This window comes from Lactococcus sp. KTH0-1S (assembly GCF_052544945.1).
In genome coordinates, this window is record NZ_CP195165.1 from 1,459,538 (window position 1) to 1,480,577 (window position 21,040).

The window sequence follows — 21,040 nt, forward strand, 5'->3', positions numbered from 1 at the left end:
TAGACCTTATCCCCCTATGACTATAGGTTTGATAAGGTCTAGCTTAACTTAATAATCACTATCCAATTTTTGTAACCGTTTTATTTAATAAAAGTATACCATTTGTAAAGTGGACTGTCAAGGATATATGGTTTTATTAATTTTTCAATTATTTTAAAAATTGATTGCGTTTTCAATAAATTTAATAACTTCGTTTTCTTTACCTTCATGTAAATCACGAACAATTTTTGAACCAACAATAACTCCTGAAGACACTTTATTAAAACGGTCCACATCAGATAATGTAGAAATTCCAAATCCTGTCAAAACAGGAACATCCGTCAATGAAGACAACGCTTTTAAATGTTGGTCAAGTTGGTTACTATAAGCATTTTCTTTCCCAGTTACTCCATTGATTGCAACGGCATAGATAAATCCTTCGGCCTCGCCTACAAGTTCTTTTTGACGAGAAAGTGGCGTGGTTAATGAGACCAGAGGAACTAAACAGATATCTTTATCATTGATAAATGGTTTGATATAGTCCTCATGCTCTTTAGGCAAATCAGGAATGATAAGGCCTTTAACTGGTGTTTCTTCAAGAGCCACAACAAACTTTTCAATTCCAAACTGATAGACGGGATTGAAATAGGTCATAATTACCAGAGGAACTTTTGTATCAAGTGTTTTTAAGGTTTCAAGAATACTTGAAAGTGACACTTTTCTTGCTAAAGCACGCAAACCTGCTTGTTCGATGACTGGGCCATCAGCAACCGGATCTGAAAATGGAACGCCAATTTCAATAGCGGAACTCCCGGCTTGTTCAAGAAGTTGAATGGTTTCTTTAAGACCTTCTAAGCCTTTTTCATGGTCGCCAGCCATGATATAAGGAACAAAATTATTTTTTTTATTGCTTAAAGTCATTTGTAAAGTTTTCATTTTTTCACCTCTTTTTCTGCTTCAAGTCGTTCTTTTACTTGAACCACATCTTTATCCCCACGTCCTGAAAGACAAACAATCATTGATTTATCTGCTCCTAATTCTTTTGCTAATTTAACTGCATAGGCGATAGCATGAGAACTTTCTAGTGCTGGGATGATTCCTTCAGTTCTAGATAAGATTTTAAAACCTTCAAGTGCTTCTTTATCTGTAATATCAACATATTTTGCTCGTCCAACAGCATTGAAATAAGAGTGTTCTGGACCGATTCCTGGATAGTCTAAACCGGCTGAAATACTAAAGGCTTCTAAGATTTGACCATTTTCATCTTGAAGGACGTCCATGAGTGTTCCGTGAAGAACACCGGGGCGCCCTTTAGTAATTGTCGCTGCATGATGTGGTGTATCAATTCCAAGACCAGCAGCTTCAACACCATACATGGCAACTGATTCATCATTAACGAAGGGATAAAAAAGTCCCATCGAATTTGAGCCTCCACCGACACAAGCTACTAAAGCATCTGGAAGTTTATTTTCTTTTTCTAAAAATTGGGCACGCGCCTCATTTCCAATAACAGCTTGATAATCGCGCACAATTTGTGGAAATGGATGTGGTCCAAGAACTGAGCCCATTACATAATGCGTGTCTTCAACTTGAGCAACCCATGCTCTAAGTGCTGCATTAACCGCATCTTTAAGTACGCGTGAACCATCAGTTACTGAATGAACTTTTGCTCCGAGTAATTCCATGCGAAAGACATTGAGAGATTGTCTTTTAACGTCTTCTTCACCCATATAAATCGTACATTCCATGCCAAAGAGGGCAGCAGCGGTTGCGGTTGCGACACCGTGTTGGCCTGCCCCTGTTTCAGCAATGACTTTATTTTTTCCCATTTTTTTGGCAAGGAGGACTTGTCCGAGGGCATTGTTAATTTTGTGTGCTCCTGTATGGTTTAGGTCTTCTCTTTTAAGATAGATTTTTGCTCCGCCCGCATATTCTGTTAAGCGTTTTGCATAATAGAGTGGGTTTTCTCGTCCAACATAGTCTTTAAGTAATTCTTTAAGTTCTGCTTGAAAGAGAGGGTCTTTTTTACTATCTTCGTAGGCTTCTTCTAATTGTTTTACTGCTGTCATTAGTGTCTCAGGTACGAATTGGCCCCCGAATTGGCCGTAAAATCCTTTGTTGTTAGGTTGGTTGTAGGTCATGTTGTTGCTCCTTTTGATTTTTTTATTTATTTTTTAGTTCTTCTCTTAAAATTCCATATTTTATTGAATCATACCAAGTTTCTTGCCAATATCTAACTTTTCTGATTTGCCCTTCAAGTTTCAGACCACTTTTTTCTCCTAGTCTCATCATTCCTTGATTTCCTGACCAAGTTGTAAATCCTATGTGCTGAATCCTCGGATAAGTTTCAAAAAGGTGCTTCAACCAAAAAGATAAGGCATCCTGTCCAATTCCACGTCCCCACAATTTACTATCATAAATCACTATACCAAACTCAAGCCATTTTTGTAATTTACCGTCTTCCCAATAAGCTGACAGCATTCCAATGATTCGATTTTGAAAGATAATAAGTGCAACATTTGGTTGATTTATTTTAAGAGATATTTTTCTTGAAAATTCTTCCCAACTCAGGATTGGCTCCTCAAAATAGGGAGCGTTGAAAGACATCCAATGTAAATCAGATTTAGGTCCATAACTAATTTGCCAAAGCTCTAATATATCTTCTTTTTGAATTGACTTAATAATGAGATCATTTCGAATCTCTACACCCTCTTCGATAATATTATCATTCATTGTCATTCCTCTTCTATTTCTTTATTAACTTATCTAAAATAAAGGAATCTTTTTGCTTCCCTCCTCGCCACTCATCTCTATTTGCTGCCTGATAGATTTTAAGGGATTGTTCTACATTTGGAAGATAATATTCTTCGCCATTTTCCATTCTTTCTTGTTGAATGGCCAAATAGTCAACCCCGGCATAGTTTTTAAGGGTCTCCACACTTGCAAAGCCAATATGAATGCTATCTTTTTCAAATTTATGCTCATGTAAGTCAATGAGCTGATAACCTAATTCTTCCATTAAACTTGTTAATTGCTCAAAATTTTCAAAATCAGGCGTTTTGAGTTGAATATCAATGTCATCAGGATTTGTTGGAAAATTGATTATTTGCTCAACTGCTAAACTTCCCATTAAATAAGGGATAATCTTATTTTCATTTAGCTTTTTTGTGATTCTTAAAAATTCTATAAATAATTGCTTTGATGAGCCAAGGCTTGCATTTTGAACAAAGTTTTTTATTTTTGTAAGGTTTTTAATTCCGTCAGTTTCTACTTCAGAAGAAACATCCACACCGTAGGCATCTGGAAAATGTTGAATAGCAGCTGCTACATTTTCTGGATTAAGTCCACCAGCGATGAAAAATTTATTTTTCAGACCACTAGTCACCAAAGAGTCCCAATCAAATGCTTGACCACTTCCAGCTTGTGGACTATCAAATAATAAAATTACATCTTCGTATTCTTTAAATTCTTGGTCTGGTCTTATTGCTTTAATAACCGAAATATCTAGTTGATTAATGTAATTCATATCTTCATTTCCGTGAAGCTGAACCAGATCAAGTTGAGCAACTTGAATGGCTTTTTTTACAAAATCAATAGGTTCATCAACAAAAACTCCTACTTTTTTGACTGTTTTTGGGACATCGTTTGTGATTTGAAGAATTTTTTCTGGTGTAACTTGGCGTTTTGAGGGACTAATAATAAAACCGAGATGTGTGGCACCAGACTCTACGGCTGTATCAACAGCTTCTTTTGTAGATAAGCCACAGATTTTAATTTTCATTCGTTTTCCTCTTGACTTTTAAATCTTTCAAAGATTTTTTGAGATTTTCTGATTGCATGAGTGCTGTTCCAACCAATATTCCATTGAAAGCATCGGAAACTTTTTGGGCTTCGTTTGCGCTAAAAATGCCTGATTCGGAAATGTAGATATTGTCTTCTTTAAAGTAGGGAATCAAATCTACTGAATTTTGTAAGCTCACTTCAAAGGTTTTTAAATTACGATTATTAACTCCAATAATTTTAGCCCCAAGCTGATGAGCAATCTCAAGTTCTGCTTTATTATGTGTTTCAACAAGAACTTCAAGTCCTAGTGAAAGTGCGTAGTTGTAGAGGTTTTGGAGTTTGGGGTATTGATTTTCAAAAACTGCGACAATGAGTAAAATAACTGTTGCTCCCGCATTAACTGCCCGATTGATTTGTTTTTTATCGATGATAAAATCCTTGTTCAAGGTGGGAATTTGGACATTTTCTGAAATTTCACGGAGATATTCAATATTTCCTTTAAAAAATACAGGGTCAGTTAAGACGGAAATCATAGCAGCACCGGCTTGTTCGTAATTTTTAGCTTGGTCAACGATATCTACTTCTAAATTAATATCACCTAGACTTGGCGAAGCTTTTTTTACTTCGGCAATCACTTGGAGTTGGTCAGTATGCTTTTTTAAGTAATCATAAAAATTATAAGTTTGACGAACTTTTTCTACTTGTTCTTCTGGCATTTTAGCAATTTCAAGTTTTTTTTCTGCTAGGATTGTTTCTAGAAATTTTCCTTTTTTTATGTTCATGTCTATCTCTTACTCTTTTCTTGTGTGGCAGACTGCCTCAATTCGATAACCGTCTGGGTCAATTATAAATGTTGCATAGTAAGTTTCTCCCCGATAAGCTGGTGCTCCATTATCTTTCCCGCCATTTGCCAGTGCTTTTTTATAAAATTCATCAACTTCACTATTTGTTCTTGCTTGAAATGCAAAATGAAAGGGATATGGTTTTCCTATTTCAAACCAAATATATCCGTCAGCATTTTCACCTGTTTGATAGGTCAGGCCTGAATTACTTTCATCAATTAAGTGACCGCCAAGTGTTGATAAAATAGCTGTATAAAAATTTTTTGTGCGTGACAAATCTTGAACGTGAATGTCTAAATGGTCGATCATTTTTCTCTCCATCTTTTCTCAACGAGCGTCAACCAGATTTTTAACCAATCTGTTCTGCTTGTAATTCATGCAACTTGGTAAGAGCTGCTCCTGTACTAATTACCTCTCTTGCAAGGTCAACTCCGGATTTTATGGAATCAACTTTTCCATTGGCATAAAATCCAAGTCCGGCATTTAAAACGGTCGTTTCTAAAAAGGCTGACGGTTGATTTTCAAGGACATTTTTTAAAATTTCAGCATTTTCTGGGGCCTCTCCTCCGCGAATATCATTGAGTTGAACTTCCGGAATACCAACGTCTGAGGCTCTAAATTCATGCAAAGTCACTTTGTCATTTTCTAAAAGGGCGTAATGATTAAGTCCAAAGGGTGTTGCTTCGTCCATTCCGCCTTCACCTGTGATGACTAACGCTCGCTTACGGCCCAAGCCTTTCAAAACATTTGCTGTTAATTCAAGTAAATCTGGACGTGAGGTACCAAGAAGTTGCGTATCAAGTGGAATTGGATTGATTAGTGGCCCAGTCAAGTTCATAATTGTTGGAATTTCGAGTTGTCTGCGGACTGGCGTGAAGTATTTCATCGCTGGGTGGAGATTTTGGGCAAAAAGGAAAACTAAACCAACTTTATCAAAAACTTGAGCTAACTTTTCTGCTGGTAAATAAAGATTGATTCCTAAGGCCTCAAGAACGTCTGCGGAGCCAGATTTACTGGTAATGGAGCGATTTCCATGTTTTGCCATATTAACTCCACCAGCTGCTAAAACAAAAGCGGCTGTGGTTGAAATATTGAAACTGAATGAGCGGTCGCCTCCTGTTCCACAATTGTCCATCGCATTTGTCAAATTTGTTGGGATAGGAATCGCTGCTTTCTGTAAAGCTCGAGCCAAACCAGTCAATTCGCTTGCTGCTTCACCTTTCATTTTTAATGCTACTAAAAAGCTGGCAATTTGGACCTCGCTTAATTCACCTTGGATAATTGAATTAGCAAGCATGTTCATTTCATTTTCAGTCATGTCACGGCCTGACATCACTTTTTCAAGTTCATTTTTCATTTGATGACTCCTTGTTTTCATTTACTTGGTTGACAAAATTTTCAATCATGGTCATGCCATCCAATGTGCCAATGGATTCTGGGTGAAATTGTAATCCATAAATCTGTTCTTTTTCATTTTCAATAGCCATAATCTCACCATCATCTGTCGCGACTGCTGTGATTGCAAAATCTGGTAAAGCGACTGCCTCGTCCATGACGATTGAATGATAGCGCATGACTAGAAATTTTGAGGGAAGATGATTGAAAAGTAAATTTCCTGAAGTCTGACGGACTTGTGAATTTTTGCCGTGCATGACTTGATGGGCTAAGCGCAATTTGCCACCAAAAACTTCAACGATAGCTTGAAAACCTAGACATATTCCTAAAATTGGTTTTTGACCTGCAAATTGCTGAATAAGTGTTTCCATTTTTCCAGCATCCGCAGGCCAACCAGGACCTGGTGAGAATATTAAGGCATCTGCTTTTTCTGCCATATTTTTTAAAGAATCATCGTCATTTTTCACAACTGCTACATCAGTCAAAGCACCTACATACTGCACTAAGTTGTAAGTGAAACTATCGTAATTATCTATTATTAAAATCAATTTTGTCTCCTATTTTTAACGACAAGGCCTGTCAGTAATTTTTTATTTTCTGTCAGTAAAAAATTACTGACAAAATTATCTGATGATGTTAAATTTTTTATCTCTACATCTTTTTGGGTCTATTTATTGACCAACTTTCAATAAGCCTTGGGCTTTGTTTAAGGTTTCTTGATATTCATGTTCGGGTACTGAATCGTAAACAATTCCGGCTCCTGCTTGAACATGTGCTTTCTTGTCTTTCAAGACCATTGTCCGAATGGCAATTGCAAAATCGCAATTTCCATTTTTCGTTAGATAACCGATAGCTCCTCCATAAATTCCTCGTTTTTGCGTTTCAAATTCATAAATTCTTTGGTAGGCTCGATGCTTCGGTGCTCCTGATAGCGTCCCCGCTGGCAATGTGGCGCGTAAGGCATCCATAGCTGTAAATTCAGGACGAAGCTCGCCGGTCACTTCACTTGTAATATGCATGACGTAGCGATATTTCTCAACTTTCATGAAAACAGGAACTTCGATTGAACCATATTTGGAAATTTTACCAATATCATTTCGTCCTAAATCAACAAGCATTTTGTGTTCAGCCACTTCTTTGGGATCACTTTCTAAATCTTCAATAAGAGCTTGGTCTTCAAATTCATTTTGCCCGCGTTTTCTTGTTCCAGCAATTGGATTGGTTGAAACTTGATTTCCATGAACAGCAACCAAACGCTCTGGTGAGCTGCCAATGACATGAAAATTATCGAATTCCATAAAGTACATATACGATGACGGATTTTCAACCCGAAGCTTTCTGTAATAATTAAAGGGGTTGTCAGTAAAATCGGCTGTTAAACGTTGTGATAAAACAATTTGGAACATGTCACCATTTCTGATAAGTTCCTTTGCTTTAGCAACTTTTTCTTCAAAAAGTTCTTGAGACATATTGCTGACGAAATTCAGTTTACTTAATTCTGTCAGTTCATTTTCTGCTTCTGTCAGTAAAGACAATGACTCAATATTTGCTGACAGCGCGTTTTGTAACTTTTTTTCTGAACGTTGACTGTAAGTATTGTCTTCAATAAAAATCAGTTTTTCACGTTTGTGGTCAAAAATTAGGGCTGATTCGTATAACATAAAATACATATCGGGTGTTCCAATCGAATCTTTCAGTTCAGGTTGAATGCCTTCAAAAATACCATAGGTATCAAATCCAGCATATCCAATCGCTCCACTTGTAAAAGGCAAGTCTAAATTTTCGTCAGTACTTTCTGGCTGACAAACTAATTTTTCCAGAAATTCCATTGGATTTTCATCGCTAATGATTTCGTCATTAACGCTTAAAATTCCGTCAGTAAATTTGATGTGCTTCACAGGATTTAACGCAATAATTGAAAAACGTGATTGGTCATTTTCTCTGGGAATGGATTCTAAAATTACTTTATTTTTCCCTTTCAGGCGAAGATAAACCGAAATCGGGGTCATGGTGTCTGCTGAAATCTCTTTAATTTTTCTCATGTTTTCTCTCTATCTATAGGTTTGAGGAAGTCTTTTCCATTGATACTGATTAGTTAAAATTTAAGCTTCGCCATCGTTGGTTCATTTTAGAAATCCTTTCAAAAAAATACAAAAAAGCCCGTAGAGTATTTGATACTCTACGGGCGTATGTCACGCGGTGCCACCGTAATTTAAGAGTCCCTAAAAGTATTACAAAAATACTAGAAAAAACTCTTCTTTTCCTCGTCTAACAACAAGTTGCTTGGTATCGGGAGCATCCGTGATTTTTATTGTTTCAAATCAAATTGCGAAAAACAAATCGTTCTCGACTTTCAAATCAGCCCATTCGCTCTGATGAATTTATCTGCTCGCACAACCGCAGACTTCCTGAAAAAATTCTGATATAGAGTTACTTTTCTGATGTTGAAAATAATTGTAAAACTTTTTATGAGACTTGTCAAGGATTTAAAAATATTTATTTAAAAAAATGAAGAAATGAGAGCTAAAATGGCTAAACCACCTTGGGTGAGAATAATCTTTTTATTACTGCTCAAAGAGCCATACAAAGCCACTAAAATAATATAAACAAGCAGTAATCTAACAATTTCAAGTGGAGCTGACGAGAAGAATATTGCATAAACTAATCCTAAACCAACCAAACCGTTATAAATCCCTTGATTTTTAAAAAGCGTTTGAACTGAAGAACGTTCTAGCTCCTCTTTTCCCATATTAAACACACGACTGGTGGTTTTTGAGCTTGTAGCAAAGGTTTCTAAATACATAATGTAGAAAAATTCCAAAGCAACCAAAAGCGACAGAATAATTGTTAAAATGGTCAAATTACTTCTCCTTTTTATTTAAAAGTAGTGATTTTATCAGCATTCATGCGGACAGATTCATAACCCTCTTCAACGGCTTTACCAATTGATAAAATCATAACTGGTACAAAACGTTCTTTGTCTAAATCAAAAGTTTCTGCTAATTGGTCTTTTTCAAAACCACCAATTGGATTTGTCTCATAACCGTGAGCTCTTGCCACCAACATCAATTGCATTGCTGCCAAACTTGAGTCAATTTTGACAACATCATTCATTTCTTGTTTAGAAAAACTCTTGTAATAAGGAATAATTGCTCCAATTTGTTGATCTCTGACTTCCTGAGGCATTTTTCCTTCAGCAACTGCTTGGTCATAGATTTCTTCACCTAATTCATAATTAAGCATGTCACCAAAAATTAAAATCATGGCTGATGAAGTATCATTTTGACGTGTGTTAAAGCGAATTAAAGGTTTCAATTTTGCTTTTGATTCTTCGGTTTCAGCAATGATAAAACGCCAAGGTTGCATATTTACTGATGAAGGTGCGGCTGTTGCTTCTTGAATCATTTCAAGCATTTCTTCGTGAGAAATTTTGTAGTTTTCATCATAAAGTCTGACAGATTTTCTACCAAATGTAATATCTGAGAAATCATTATTTTTAAAGTTCTTATTCATTTTTTCTTCTTTCATTTTGTTAATTTTGTGAGTAATTCTAAAAGTTGTTCTTCTTCTAAATCGCTGAGCCCAATATTTAATATTTGTTGACTTTCATCTAGAGAACCATCATGTTTTTTTGCACAAAGTGCTAAATCATTTTTAGCTTTTTCGGTAATTTCGACAAATACTTCTCGATTATTCTCTTTATTGCGCTCTCTTCTAACAAGATTTTTTTCTTCAAGTAGTTTCAAATGTCTTGTTACAGCAGCACTATCTATTTTCAATTCATTTTGTAATTGACTTTGAGAGCAACGACCTTTACATTTTAAAATCATCATCAATTGATAACGAGTAATACTATAACCCGTTGCCTTCTCAAATTTTGCCGTCATTTCTTGATTTACAATTTTGAGCTGATAGAGTAACTGGCTGACTTTTTCAAGCTTCATAATTTATTTCTCCTTTCTTAATTGATTGGTCAATCGTTGATTAGTCAATTATAGTACTAAAATAAATAAATTACAACTAAAAGAATTGAGAAATAAAAAAACTAGGATTCAACCTAGCATTTTTCCCAATATAATAACTCAAATATCACTAATCTTTCCATTTCTCGAATTTCTGTTTCACTAAAAAATAATTGCGTCAAAGCCGCTAATTCTGTAGCTGAAAGCTCATCAGAGAAATAATCAGAGAAAAACTGTGAACTTACTTTTTCTGATAAAAAGAATCTAAATTTCTTACTTTTAAATTCCCAACCTAATTCCTCTAACCATGCCTTATAAAGCAACATCTGCGTTTCTTTATTCTGTTCTTGATTGGGTAAATACAATTGTTCGACCTGACTAAAGAGATTATCCTCATCAAAAATCAAACGTAAAATTCCAACATTTCCATTGGCAATCCGATTTAATTCTACTAAGGCTTCTTTTGACTCCAATGCAGGATTCATGGCTGAAAACACAAAATCATAAGTATTTTCTTTTGTATTCTTTAAAAATTTATTTTGTTCTTGATGCGTAAAAGTGATTTTATTTGAATCAGCAGACTTATTCTTGGCAAATTCTAACATTTTTGCTGACAGATCAACAAGATGATAGCTGTCAGTAAAATTTGAAAAGTGTGGAATATATTTGCCGGTCCCACCAGCTAAATCTAAAAATTGACTTGTTGGTAAAAGTTTTTCAATCACCAAAAATTTCTGTAATTGCTGACCAATATCAACCAAGCTTTCATTTTGAATTTCTTCATATTCTTGAGAAAACTCATCCCAATATTGTTCTAATTCTTTAGTATTATCATCCATTTGTCAGCCTCTTTCTCAATAATTATCAGTCCTATCTATAATTATAACAAAAGCTTTTAACTAAGCCTAAATTCATTAACCTAAAATCCGACCAATAAAATAATGAATAAAAATTGTTAGTAAACCAATAATAATATTTCTAAGAATTGCTTTAATTACCAAGCCATCAGAAAGCTTAGCACTAATCATTCCAGTTAAGGCCATTGCAAGCATTGTTGCAAAAATTGTTGCTGGAAATTGCCAAGCACCCTTAACTAAAATCATGGTTAGTAAAGGAAAAAGTCCACCAATCGTGAATGAAATTAATGATGAACCTGCCGCTTGCCAAGGATTCATATAATGTCCTAAAGCAATATCATATTTTACTGACAGAACAGTTTCCAAAGGTTTTCGAGCAAGTAATTCATTAGCAATTGCTGTTGAAGTTTCTGGACTGATTCCTTTTTCAATATAAAAATCTTTCACTGCTGCTTTTTGATTTTTAAAATCTTTTTTCAGTAATATTTTTTCTTCTTGAACCACAACTTTCTCACTATCAGATTGAGAACTGACACTTGCATACTCACCAGAAGCCATTGAAAAAGCACCAGAAATCAAATTTGCCAAACTAGCAATCAGTAAAGCAAAGCTACTTCCAGAAGCTGCGGAAACCGAAAAGAGCACACCAACAACTGTAAGAATTCCATCATTTGAACCCAAGACTCCCGCACGGATACTATTTAATTTTTCATCTATTGTCATTGTTTGTTTTTTCATCACAAACCTCCTTGTTTAAAGAGCAAACCCACTACATAAGTAACAAGCATCGTTAAAATCCCAGCAATAATATTTCTAAAAGTTGCATGTTTTTTATCAGCACCATTTAAATAAGCGGCAGCATAACCTGTAAATCCTAGAGCGATTAGTACGGAAATAAATGTTGCCAAAGCACTCCAACTTTTAGGAATTAAAGAAATGGCTAGCATAGGCAAAAGCGCTCCAGTTGGAAATGAGAGCATTGAGGCAATTGCCGCTCCTTTAGCACTCAATTCTTGTCCAATTGTAAACCCGTGTCTTTCACGAACCGTTGTTGCTAAAGCATCCTTTTTCATCATCTCATCCGTTGCTTTATGAGCTAGTTCATTAGAAATCCCATCTGCTCTATATTTTTGATAAACAAAATCAAATTCATTTTGATAATTAGTAGCAAGTGCTGCTTTTTGTTCTTGGATAATTTTTTCCTGAGCATCACGTTGCGAACTGACCGAAACATATTCTCCCATTGCCATACTGACCGTTCCTGCTAAAGTTCCGGCAAAACCTGCCAGCAAAATTGTCCCAATATGAGAGGTTGCGCCAGAGACACCAATGACAATCCCTGCAATCGAAATAATCCCGTCATTTGCTCCCATAATACTTGCCCTGACAATATTATTTCTTTGAATTAAGTTATTTTTTTCTTTCATTATCTCACCCTTTTAGAATCATTCTAAACTATATTTTAGAATGATTCTAAACAAATGTCAAGTCATTGAAATGATTTTCTGTTGATGATATAATAAAATAAATAATAAAGATAGGAGTGCTGATTTTGGAACAAGACTTAAAAGAACTATTACAATCACATGGTTTAAAAGCTACACCACAGCGTCTCATTGTCTTAGAATACCTGATAAAACATCAAACTCACCCAACGGCAGAGCAAATTCACGAAGATTTGGAAAATATTAGCTTAGCAACGGTCTATAATACCCTTGATAAATTGGTTGATAGTGAGTTAGTGATTGCTATAAATGACGGTAGTAAAAGAAGATATGACTACTACGGAGAGCCTCATTATCATGTTGTCAATAAAACGACAGGTGAGATTATGAATGTAGATAATTTTGATTTTCGTCCACTGATAGAAGCTGCTCGAAAAGCTAGTGGTCTAAATATTACTGGTTACAAAGTTGAAATTTATGGAGTTGAAGATTAAAAAAAGCACTAATCCAATTAATTAGTGCTTTTTTTATTCTTTTATACCATTCCCAGTGAATATTTTACTCTGCCTTGTAATTTATATATAATGATTATAGGAAGATAATATATTTAGAAATTGAGGATAAAAATGTCAAAAACAAAAGAACTCAACACATGGTGCATATATGACTAAATTTAAAGGAATTATTTACGCTTCTTTGGGAGCCGCCTTTTTTGGGATTAGTAGTATTATTGCTGGACTCCTCTTTAATCGTTGTTCTATTGAGCCAGGTTGGCTAGTTACCACGCGCATGCTCTTTTCGGGCTTGTTGTTACTTGCTTGGTTAGCAATTACTAAGCACAACATCTTTAGTGTCTGGTCTTCTGTAAAATCAAGTCTAAGAATTGTAGCTTTTGGAATTTTCGGAGTACTTTTTGCACAATCTTCTTTTCTATTATCAGTTTATTACGGAAATGCAGCTATTGCGACTATTTTACAATCTCTAGGTCCCTCCATCATTATTATTATTTTAGCTATCAAAAGTAAAGCAATTCCACGTCGACTTGATATTATTGCCATTTTTCTTTCTTTAATTGGTGTTTTTCTGCTTGTGACTAATGGAAATATTGGAGAGCTTAGTTTTTCAGCTTCTGCTCTTGTTTGGGGGCTTTTATCCGCCCTTGGTGTTTGTGCTTACACTCTTATTCCATGTCCACTTATCAAAGAACACTCTCCTTTAAGCCTTGTCGCCTGGGCCTTATTAATTGGTGGTGTCATTTCTAATTTCTTACATCCAGTCACAAATTTACCTAAAAATTTTGATCAGACTGATTTACTTTTGGTCAGCCTCATCGTTATTGTTGGGACACTCTTAGCTTACTCTCTTTATATCAATAGTCTAAAATATACAGAACCTCATATTGTTGGTATGCTTGGAATGCTTGAACCTGTCACCGCTATTGTAATTTCCACTTTATTCCTAGGCGTTTCATTTTTAGGATTTCAACAGTTAGGTATTTTTATCGTCTTTCTGTCGCTATTTCTCATAAATTTTCCAGCTAAGAAAAAATAAAAAAACAAAGCGTAAAAAATACGTTTTGTTTTTTTAATATTATTTGAAAATATCTCTTATCTCTGGTTTAACTTGTGTTGTTCCCGGAATAAAGTGGATACTTTCAGTGCCTGCTTCTGCTGCTGTTTGATAGTACCAAATTTTCCATCTTAAAAAGGCCAAATTCATTTCTAAAACTTTAATTTTTTCTTCTAATTGCTCTTCGTGTGTTTTCATAAAGTCTAAACGTTCATCAAGTGTTGAGTCACCCTCCATACACCAATCAATAAATTGAGCAATATCTTTTATGGGTATACCTGATTTTTTTAAACAATCAATGACTTCAATATAGCCAAGATCGTCATCTGTAAATTCTCTTCGACCAGCTTTATTTCTTTTAGCAAAAGGGAGCAGACCCTCCTTATCGTAATAACGTACAGCATCGTTAGAAACGTTTAATTTACGTGAAATATCGCCAATTGTATATTTTGTCATTCTTTCTCCTTGACATGGAGTTAACTCCATGTTGTATAATCAGTATATCAAAAAAATACTCTTAAGGAGAAATAAAATGTCTAAACCACTTATTGTTATAACAGGAGCAAGTTCAGGATTTGGTGCTGAAATTGCAAAATTATTTAATGCTGATGGATTCCCAATGTTGCTTTTAGGTCGTCGTACAGATAAAATCAAAGCCTTGCCCCTTGATTTTACGAATGTCCTTGTGGAATCTGTAGATGTCACGGACAAAACATCATTTGAAAATGCAATTACTAAAGCTGAAGAAAAATATGGCAAAACTGATCTTCTAGTCAATAATGCAGGTGTCATGTTATTAGGAAATGTTCTAAATCAAGATCCAGCAGAATGGAAACAAATGATGGATACTAATGTTTTGGGTGTACTTAATGGAATGCAAATTGTTCTTCCACAAATGGTTGAACGCCAAGGAGGAACAGTAATTAACATGTCTTCTCTTGCTGGTAAAAAAACTTTTACCAACCACGCCGCTTATGTCGCTTCAAAATTTGGTGTCCATGGTTTAAGTGAAACTATCAGAGAGGAAGTTTCTGGTAAAAATGTTCGAATTTCACTTGTTGCACCTGGTGCTGCTGAAACAGAATTATTGACACATGTTACTGACGAAAGTGCCCTAAATGATTATAATCTTTGGAAAGAATCAATGGGTGGTACAACACTTGCTCCTGAAAGAGTGGCCCAAACCGTGAAATTCATTTATGATATGCCTCAAACGGTTAACATCAGAGAAATTGATATTGCTGCAACCAATCAAAATGCTTAATATTTAATATTTTAGATAAGAAAGACACTATTTTAAATTAGTGCCTTTTTTGTTTGCGGAAAATTCTGAAAATTCTATCTTTTTGTTGACAAAATAATTTAAAAATTGTATCATGTAACAAAAAGTGACATAAAAATATCTATGTTATCAAAAAAATCACAAAGATATTTAAATATGCCATTTCTAAGAAAAGGGGATAAAGTGATGAAAAAAATTATAATAACTAGCTTGTCTATTATCTGTATCTTGACCATTATTGTTATTTATCAAATTAGAAAACCAAAAAATCAACTCAATCTAATTATTTGGTCTTCTTATATGCCCCAATCCGTCCTTGATAATTATGAAAAGAAAACCGGAACTCATGTTAATATGACTACTTATTCTTCTCCTGATGAGATGATTGCTAAAGTTAGGGCAGTCTCTCCAGGAACTTATGACCTTGTTGTTGCTCCTGGAAATGACGTAGAAATTTTGAAAAAAGTTGGTTTGCTAGATAAATTAGACAAAAGTAAAATTCCAAATAGCAAAAATTATGCTAAAGATTGGCTAGGACTTTCATATGACAAGAAGAACAGCTATTCCTTACCCTATCTAGGTTCTTATTTGGCCCTTGCCTATAACAAGAAAAAAGTTTCACCAATCAACAATTATTCTGATTTACTTAATCCAAAGTTCAAAAATTCCGAGGTTGTTGTTTCCGATGCCCGAGCTGTGATTGATTCTGCTCTCATTAATTCTGATTTGAATGTTAATCAACTTACTAATGAAAATTTGAGAAGTGCAACAAATTTTCTAATTGCTTTACGTCCCAATATAAAAGCACTAGATTCAGATTCTCCTCATACATTATTGGCAAATGGCGAGGCTTCTGTCGGATTAGTCTATAATGCCGAAATAACAATGGCAAAAATGGCTAACAAAAACATTGTTGGCGTCTATCCAAGCTCTGGAATTGATTTACAAGTTGACAATTTTATGAAATTCAAAAATGCTAAAGGGGGGAAAAATGTCGAAAAGTTCATCAATTATGTAGAAAGTGCAAAAGTATTTTCTAGCATTGTCAAAGAATATCCCTATCTCAACCCCAACGAATCTGCATGGACTTATCTTCCCAATTCTTGGAAAACTGACCCTATGAGAAATTTGACAGCTCAACAATTACAAAAGGCTCAAATGCCACTTGATATTGGAAGTAAAACAAGAGTTTTAGATAAAATGTGGAACAATTTTGTCAATCAATAAAGGCAACTATTATGTGTATTCAGATTAAACATATTTGATAGGAGAATACGATGAAAAAGCGGAAAAGGCAAAAAATACCCTGACTTATCTCGAAAAACCAGAACAAGAAATAAGAAATGAGGACAATAATATGAAAAAAATGGAAATTACAATTCGTCCAGAATCACTCGAAAAATTAAAAGATATTCTTGCTAAAAATGGAGTGCATGGAATGACCGTCTACTCTGCAATGGGAGCCGGTAATCAAAATAGTGATATCTCCAAAATTGTAGAATTGAGTGGCGGACAATTCCATGTCAATCTTTTACCCAAAATTGCTGTAATCACCTATATCGAAGATGAACGAAGTGAAAAACTTATCTCAGAAATTGTAAAAGAACTTTCAACTGGGAATGTTGGGGATGGAAAAATTGCTCTTGTTCCGCTTGAAACCATCGTCCGTATTCGAACTGGCGAAAGTGGTTCTAAAGCCCTATAGTATTTGCAAAGTGTCAGGAGGAAAATTATGGCATCAATCATAAAAATCCGTAATCTCGACAAGTACTACGGAAAAAATTATATTCTAAAAAATTTGGATTTGGACATTGAAGAAGGAGAATTTATCTCAATTCTTGGACCTTCTGGTTCTGGAAAAACGACTCTTCTTCGGATGATTGCCGGCTTTGAACAGCCAACGTCGGGTCAGATTTTTCTGGATGGAAAAGATATTGCAGGTGTGCCAGCTTATGAACGTGCGGTCAATACTGTCTTTCAACAATATGCACTATTTCCCAATTTGACAATCGCTGAAAATGTAGCTTTCGGTCTAACCTTGAAAAAAGTTCCTGAAGCTAAAAAAAGAAAACAGGTCTCCGAAATGCTTCATCTCGTCCAACTCTCTGGTTTTGAAAATAGAATGCCCAGTCAACTTTCAGGTGGGCAAAAACAGCGTGTTGCAATTGCTCGCGCCTTAATCAATGAACCAAAGGTCTTAATTTTAGATGAACCTTTATCGGCCCTTGATCGAAAGTTACGCAAATCAATGCAGCTTGAACTTCGTAAAATTCAAAAAAATCTTGGATTAACCTTTATTTTTGTCACACATGATCAAGAAGAGGCGATGACAATTTCTGACAGAATTGCTGTTATGAATGGCGGAATGATTGACCAAGTCGATTATCCTTATAAGATTTATGAAAAACCCGCAACTGAATTCGTCTCCGATTTTATCGGTGAAAGCAATGTTTGGAATGGTTTAGTTAAACGTATTGAAGATGAATTTGTTTCTGTTGCTGTTGAAGCTGGCGAATTTATTATCCCAAGACCTGAAAACATTCGTGTAGGTGATTTAGTCTCCTTCGCCGTTCGTCCGGAATATATCGAAATTTCTCAAGACTCCGGTATCCCTGGAATTATTTCTGACCAAATTTTTGTCGGTGGGAGTACCCAATTGATGATTACAATTGCCAATGGTTATGTCCAAAAAACAATGACTGGTCATGTGGAAGACTATAAAACAGGTGAGACGGTTCTAGTTAATTTTAAACCTGAAAAAGTGGTAACTCTAAAAAATGAAGGTAATGATATCTATAATGCAATCTCCCATCCAGAATTTAGCTTTCTAGGGGGTAATCTATTTGGTAGATAAATCTAGATTAAAAAAGCCTATTGATTGGTTTAAATATATTTTAATTTTACCTCTCATTGTTTGGCTTGGACTTTTCGTTGTTTTTCCTTTGTTAGATGTTGCAGTCATGTCTTTTATGAAGTCAGGAACTTATGGTGGTGTGGAAGTTGGTTTTTCGCTAAATAATTATTTTAGCCTCTTGTCACCGCTCTATCTAAAAATTATCTTTCTCTCCTTTCTTTTAGCATTGATTGTCACTGTGATTTCAATTTTAATTGCCTACCCTTTTGCAATGTTTGTCTCAAAAAAATCTAATGCAAGTCTTTCTGTTTTGACGGCTTTAATTACTACTCCTTTTATGATTTCATCTATTTTAAGACTTTACGCTTGGATTATGATTTTACGAACAAACGGAATTCTTAATTCTTTCCTTATGAAAGTTCATGTGATTGGTAAACCTCTCGATTTAGTTTACAACAACTTTGCTGTTGTTCTTGGTATGGTCTATACGCTGATTCCTTTCATGCTTTTACCTCTGATTTCTGGTTTTCGTAATGTCGATGTAAGTTTGGTAGAAGCTACGCAGGATTTAGGGGGTAAAAAATTAGAAATATTTAAATATGTCTATCTTCCGACTACCTTGCCCGCAGTATTTTCAGGCTCTATCATGGTTTTTATCCCCACTCTTGGTTATTTCTTCGTTTCAGATATCATGGGTGGTTCAAAATCTATTCTCATTGGGAATTTAGTCCGTGACCAATTTATTTCTGCACATAACTGGCCTTTTGGTTCAGCTTTGTCAGTTTCAATTATTGTTTTCACCTTCCTTGTTCTCTCGCTCTATAAGAGAATGGGCGGTTCCCTTGATGATTTAGGAGGTAACTAATATGAAAGAAAAAACTTGGTACAAATCCTTTTATATTTGGCTTGTTTTTATCTTTTTATATCTGCCAATTTTCGTTATGGTCTTCTTTTCCTTTAACCAATCACGGCAAAATATCTTTTTTACAGGCTTCACTATTGATTGGTACAAAACTTTATGGTCAAATCAAGCTTTGATTAACGGTCTGATGAATTCTTTGATTGTCGGAATATCAGCAACTTTTGTCGCCACAATTATTGGGACTCTGGGTGCTGTAGGTCTCGCTAAATATGATTTCGTAGGAAAATCATTGATCAATCAAATTCTTTATGTTCCAATAGTTATTCCAGAAGTCGTTTTAGGTATTTCCTTACTTTCGATTTTTGCCTTCTTTAATATTCCATTGGGACTTTCAACATTATTTATTGCTCATGTCACTTTTTCCGTTCCTTTTGTCCTTGTATCAGTCAGGGCCGGATTCACGGAGGATACGCTCGCATTGGAAGAGGCGTCTATGGATTTAGGGGCAAATAAAGTAATTACTTTTAGCAAAGTAACAATTCCCGCTATTTGGCCTGCAATCATTTCTGGAGCTTTATTGGCTTTCACACTTTCACTAGATGATGTCATCATTTCCTTCTTTGTTGTTGGTCCTGACTCACAAACACTTCCACTAGCCATTCTTAGTATGGTTAGAGTCGCAGTGACACCTGATGTTAACGCTCTAGCAACACTAATACTCATAGTTACTGTCCTTCTTATCTTTAGTAATACTGTCAGAAATGTCAGGAAGATACAGAAAAATAAACTGTGAGTACTAAAATATTCAAACATTTAAAACTTAGAAAAGAGAAAATTTATGTCACAAGAACAATTTAATTTCGATAAAGAAGCAACTATTGCAAAGCTTGATGAAGTGATCGGCTATATCAAAAAAGATAAGTTTGATAGCGAAACAATTAAAAAAATCACCGATGATACTCTTGAAGGATTTGATAATTATGTCAGTCCTGGCTGGCTAAAATATCGTAAATCTGTCTCAACTGATGCTGCCGTCCTTGAATGGCATGACGAAGGAAGTATCGATTATGGTTTAAATGATGAAGAATTCATTGACTTTTTAGGTGGATTTGGAATTTATACTTTCGGTCACCGTAATCAAGAAATTTTAGAAACGGTAGAAGCTCAATTGAAACACCAAGCGCTTCATTCTCAAGAACTTCTTGATCCACTTCGCTCTTATCTTGCTAAGGCGGTCGCAGAAATTACTCCCGGCGATTTACAATACTCTTTCTTCACAAATGGTGGAGCCGAAGCTGTTGAAATGGCTTTAAAACTGGCACGTATCGCAACAGGTGGACGTTGGTATATTTCAACCGTTGGTGCCTTTCATGGAAAATCAATGGGAGCAATCTCAGTCGGCGGTAAAGGAAGCTATCGTGAACCTTACCTGCCAATGATTCAACAAGTGCAACACGTTGAATACGGAAATGCTGAAGATATGAGAAAAGCGATTGCTAATTTGCAAGAAGTCGGCGAAAAGGTAGCAGGAATTATCTTGGAGCCTGTCCAAGGAGAAGCAGGAATTAAATTACCACCTGAAGGCTATTTGCAAGAGGTGCGTAAAATTGCTGACGAATTTGGTGTAGCCTTAATTTTTGATGAAATTCAAACTGGAATGGGACGAACTGGAAAAATCTGGGCTTCGGAATGGTCTGGAGTTACCCCTGATATTATGACTTTTGGGAAATCATTTGGTGGTGGTATTATGCCAATTACAGGGATTGTTTTTACAAAGAAAATGTGGGTCCAACAGCTTATTGATAATCCTTGGCTTCTTGGCTCTCCAACTTTTGGTGGAAATCCACTGGCTTGTTCTGCTGCTCTTGCCGCAATTCGTTATATGATTAAACATGATATTCCTCAACAAGCTTTTGAAAAAGGAGAATATTTGATTCCAAAACTAAAAGAATATGCAAAAAAATATCCACAGCTTATTCAAGAAGTTCGCGGAATTGGTTTAATGATTGGTATTGAGTTTAATACAACCGATATTGGCTATGCTGTATCAAAAGGACTTTTTTCAAGAGGAGTGATGACCGCTGGAACTCTTGTTAATGCTAAAACAGTTCGAATGGAACCACCAGCAATCGTCACTTATGAACAAATTGATACTGTTTTAAAACGTTTTGGAGAAACACTTGAAGAAATTTCAAAAAGTTTATAATAAA

The 21,040-nt window shown here is 35.3% G+C and carries 25 protein-coding genes; 9 read left to right on the forward strand and 16 right to left on the reverse strand.

Features of this window, described 5'->3' with window-relative positions:
- Positions 1-153 precede the first annotated feature (153 nt).
- The 15 genes from trpA to ACRYLU_RS07150 form a co-directional block, all read right to left on the reverse strand.
- Positions 154-915: a tryptophan synthase subunit alpha gene (gene trpA, locus ACRYLU_RS07080; protein WP_260311020.1), complete on the reverse strand. Its 762-nt coding sequence runs from the start codon at positions 913-915 to the stop codon at positions 154-156.
- Positions 912-2,120, reverse strand: coding sequence for a tryptophan synthase subunit beta (gene trpB / locus ACRYLU_RS07085; protein WP_311866502.1), 1,209 nt, complete (start codon positions 2,118-2,120; stop codon positions 912-914). The genes trpA and trpB overlap by 4 nt, the downstream gene beginning before the upstream one ends.
- A 22-nt stretch (positions 2,121-2,142) precedes the next feature.
- Positions 2,143-2,712 carry a GNAT family N-acetyltransferase gene (locus ACRYLU_RS07090; RefSeq protein ID WP_428923936.1) on the reverse strand — a complete coding sequence of 190 codons (570 nt, stop codon included), beginning with the start codon at positions 2,710-2,712 and terminating at the stop codon, positions 2,143-2,145.
- Between the two features lie 13 nt (positions 2,713-2,725).
- Positions 2,726-3,760 carry a phosphoribosylanthranilate isomerase gene (locus ACRYLU_RS07095; protein WP_445080812.1) on the reverse strand — a complete coding sequence of 345 codons (1,035 nt, stop codon included), beginning with the start codon at positions 3,758-3,760 and terminating at the stop codon, positions 2,726-2,728.
- On the reverse strand, positions 3,750-4,544 hold the full coding sequence (gene trpC / locus ACRYLU_RS07100) for an indole-3-glycerol phosphate synthase TrpC (RefSeq protein ID WP_038600262.1): 795 nt from the start codon (positions 4,542-4,544) through the stop codon (positions 3,750-3,752). The genes ACRYLU_RS07095 and trpC overlap by 11 nt, the downstream gene beginning before the upstream one ends.
- Before the next feature lie 9 nt (positions 4,545-4,553).
- Positions 4,554-4,913: a VOC family protein gene (locus ACRYLU_RS07105; protein WP_038600260.1), complete on the reverse strand. Its 360-nt coding sequence runs from the start codon at positions 4,911-4,913 to the stop codon at positions 4,554-4,556.
- A 40-nt stretch (positions 4,914-4,953) separates the two neighbouring features.
- On the reverse strand, positions 4,954-5,961 hold the full coding sequence (gene trpD / locus ACRYLU_RS07110; RefSeq protein ID WP_038600258.1) for an anthranilate phosphoribosyltransferase: 1,008 nt from the start codon (positions 5,959-5,961) through the stop codon (positions 4,954-4,956).
- Complete coding sequence (locus ACRYLU_RS07115; RefSeq protein ID WP_260311025.1) at positions 5,951-6,547, reverse strand: aminodeoxychorismate/anthranilate synthase component II; 597 nt, start codon at positions 6,545-6,547, stop codon at positions 5,951-5,953. The genes trpD and ACRYLU_RS07115 overlap by 11 nt, the downstream gene beginning before the upstream one ends.
- 123 nt (positions 6,548-6,670) lie before the next feature.
- Positions 6,671-8,041, reverse strand: a complete 1,371-nt coding sequence (gene trpE, locus ACRYLU_RS07120; RefSeq protein WP_038600254.1) for an anthranilate synthase component I — start codon at positions 8,039-8,041, stop codon at positions 6,671-6,673.
- 458 nt (positions 8,042-8,499) lie between these two features.
- The gene (locus tag ACRYLU_RS07125) at positions 8,500-8,859 is read right to left on the reverse strand and encodes a DUF1304 domain-containing protein (RefSeq protein WP_058205459.1); all 360 of its coding nucleotides are present in this window, start codon (positions 8,857-8,859) and stop codon (positions 8,500-8,502) included.
- 14 nt (positions 8,860-8,873) lie between these two features.
- A complete protein-coding gene (locus ACRYLU_RS07130) occupies positions 8,874-9,512 on the reverse strand; it encodes a nitroreductase family protein (protein ID WP_098394125.1) in 639 nt (212 codons plus the stop codon).
- Between the two features lie 11 nt (positions 9,513-9,523).
- Positions 9,524-9,943, reverse strand: a complete 420-nt coding sequence (locus tag ACRYLU_RS07135; protein ID WP_058205460.1) for a MarR family winged helix-turn-helix transcriptional regulator — start codon at positions 9,941-9,943, stop codon at positions 9,524-9,526.
- A 113-nt stretch (positions 9,944-10,056) separates the two neighbouring features.
- The gene (locus tag ACRYLU_RS07140) at positions 10,057-10,800 is read right to left on the reverse strand and encodes a methyltransferase domain-containing protein (protein ID WP_098393598.1); all 744 of its coding nucleotides are present in this window, start codon (positions 10,798-10,800) and stop codon (positions 10,057-10,059) included.
- A gap of 75 nt (positions 10,801-10,875) precedes the next feature.
- Positions 10,876-11,556, reverse strand: a complete 681-nt coding sequence (locus ACRYLU_RS07145; RefSeq protein WP_038600242.1) for a VIT1/CCC1 transporter family protein — start codon at positions 11,554-11,556, stop codon at positions 10,876-10,878.
- On the reverse strand, positions 11,556-12,245 hold the full coding sequence (locus ACRYLU_RS07150; RefSeq protein ID WP_038600240.1) for a VIT1/CCC1 transporter family protein: 690 nt from the start codon (positions 12,243-12,245) through the stop codon (positions 11,556-11,558). The genes ACRYLU_RS07145 and ACRYLU_RS07150 overlap by 1 nt, the downstream gene beginning before the upstream one ends.
- Before the next feature lie 125 nt (positions 12,246-12,370).
- Here ACRYLU_RS07150 and ACRYLU_RS07155 point away from each other — a divergent pair, with 125 nt between their 5' ends.
- A complete protein-coding gene (locus tag ACRYLU_RS07155; protein WP_014572452.1) occupies positions 12,371-12,757 on the forward strand; it encodes a Fur family transcriptional regulator in 387 nt (128 codons plus the stop codon).
- 169 nt (positions 12,758-12,926) lie between these two features.
- Entirely contained in the window at positions 12,927-13,814 is an 888-nt protein-coding gene (locus ACRYLU_RS07160) for a DMT family transporter (RefSeq protein ID WP_058205463.1), read from the forward strand.
- A gap of 39 nt (positions 13,815-13,853) precedes the next feature.
- Here the strand turns inward: ACRYLU_RS07160 and ACRYLU_RS07165 are convergent, their stop codons facing one another.
- Positions 13,854-14,288, reverse strand: a complete 435-nt coding sequence (locus tag ACRYLU_RS07165; RefSeq protein ID WP_010905994.1) for a MerR family transcriptional regulator — start codon at positions 14,286-14,288, stop codon at positions 13,854-13,856.
- A gap of 76 nt (positions 14,289-14,364) precedes the next feature.
- Here ACRYLU_RS07165 and ACRYLU_RS07170 point away from each other — a divergent pair, with 76 nt between their 5' ends.
- The 7 genes from ACRYLU_RS07170 (at position 14,365) to ACRYLU_RS07200 (ending at position 21,036) form a co-directional block, all read left to right on the forward strand.
- Positions 14,365-15,096 (forward strand): SDR family oxidoreductase, encoded by a 732-nt coding sequence (locus tag ACRYLU_RS07170; protein WP_026138919.1) that lies wholly within the window; start codon positions 14,365-14,367, stop codon positions 15,094-15,096.
- Between the two features lie 204 nt (positions 15,097-15,300).
- Positions 15,301-16,341, forward strand: a complete 1,041-nt coding sequence (locus ACRYLU_RS07175) for a polyamine ABC transporter substrate-binding protein (protein WP_179884606.1) — start codon at positions 15,301-15,303, stop codon at positions 16,339-16,341.
- Between the two features lie 130 nt (positions 16,342-16,471).
- Positions 16,472-16,819, forward strand: coding sequence for a P-II family nitrogen regulator (locus ACRYLU_RS07180; RefSeq protein ID WP_270224912.1), 348 nt, complete (start codon positions 16,472-16,474; stop codon positions 16,817-16,819).
- Positions 16,820-16,846: 27 nt separating this feature from the next.
- Entirely contained in the window at positions 16,847-17,968 is a 1,122-nt protein-coding gene (locus ACRYLU_RS07185) for an ABC transporter ATP-binding protein (protein WP_058205466.1), read from the forward strand.
- Complete coding sequence (locus tag ACRYLU_RS07190) at positions 17,958-18,833, forward strand: ABC transporter permease (protein ID WP_081043212.1); 876 nt, start codon at positions 17,958-17,960, stop codon at positions 18,831-18,833. The genes ACRYLU_RS07185 and ACRYLU_RS07190 overlap by 11 nt, the downstream gene beginning before the upstream one ends.
- 1 nt (position 18,834) lies before the next feature.
- Positions 18,835-19,623 carry an ABC transporter permease gene (locus ACRYLU_RS07195; protein ID WP_058205467.1) on the forward strand — a complete coding sequence of 263 codons (789 nt, stop codon included), beginning with the start codon at positions 18,835-18,837 and terminating at the stop codon, positions 19,621-19,623.
- 45 nt (positions 19,624-19,668) lie between these two features.
- On the forward strand, positions 19,669-21,036 hold the full coding sequence (locus tag ACRYLU_RS07200) for a putrescine aminotransferase (RefSeq protein ID WP_058205468.1): 1,368 nt from the start codon (positions 19,669-19,671) through the stop codon (positions 21,034-21,036).
- Positions 21,037-21,040 lie beyond the last annotated feature (4 nt).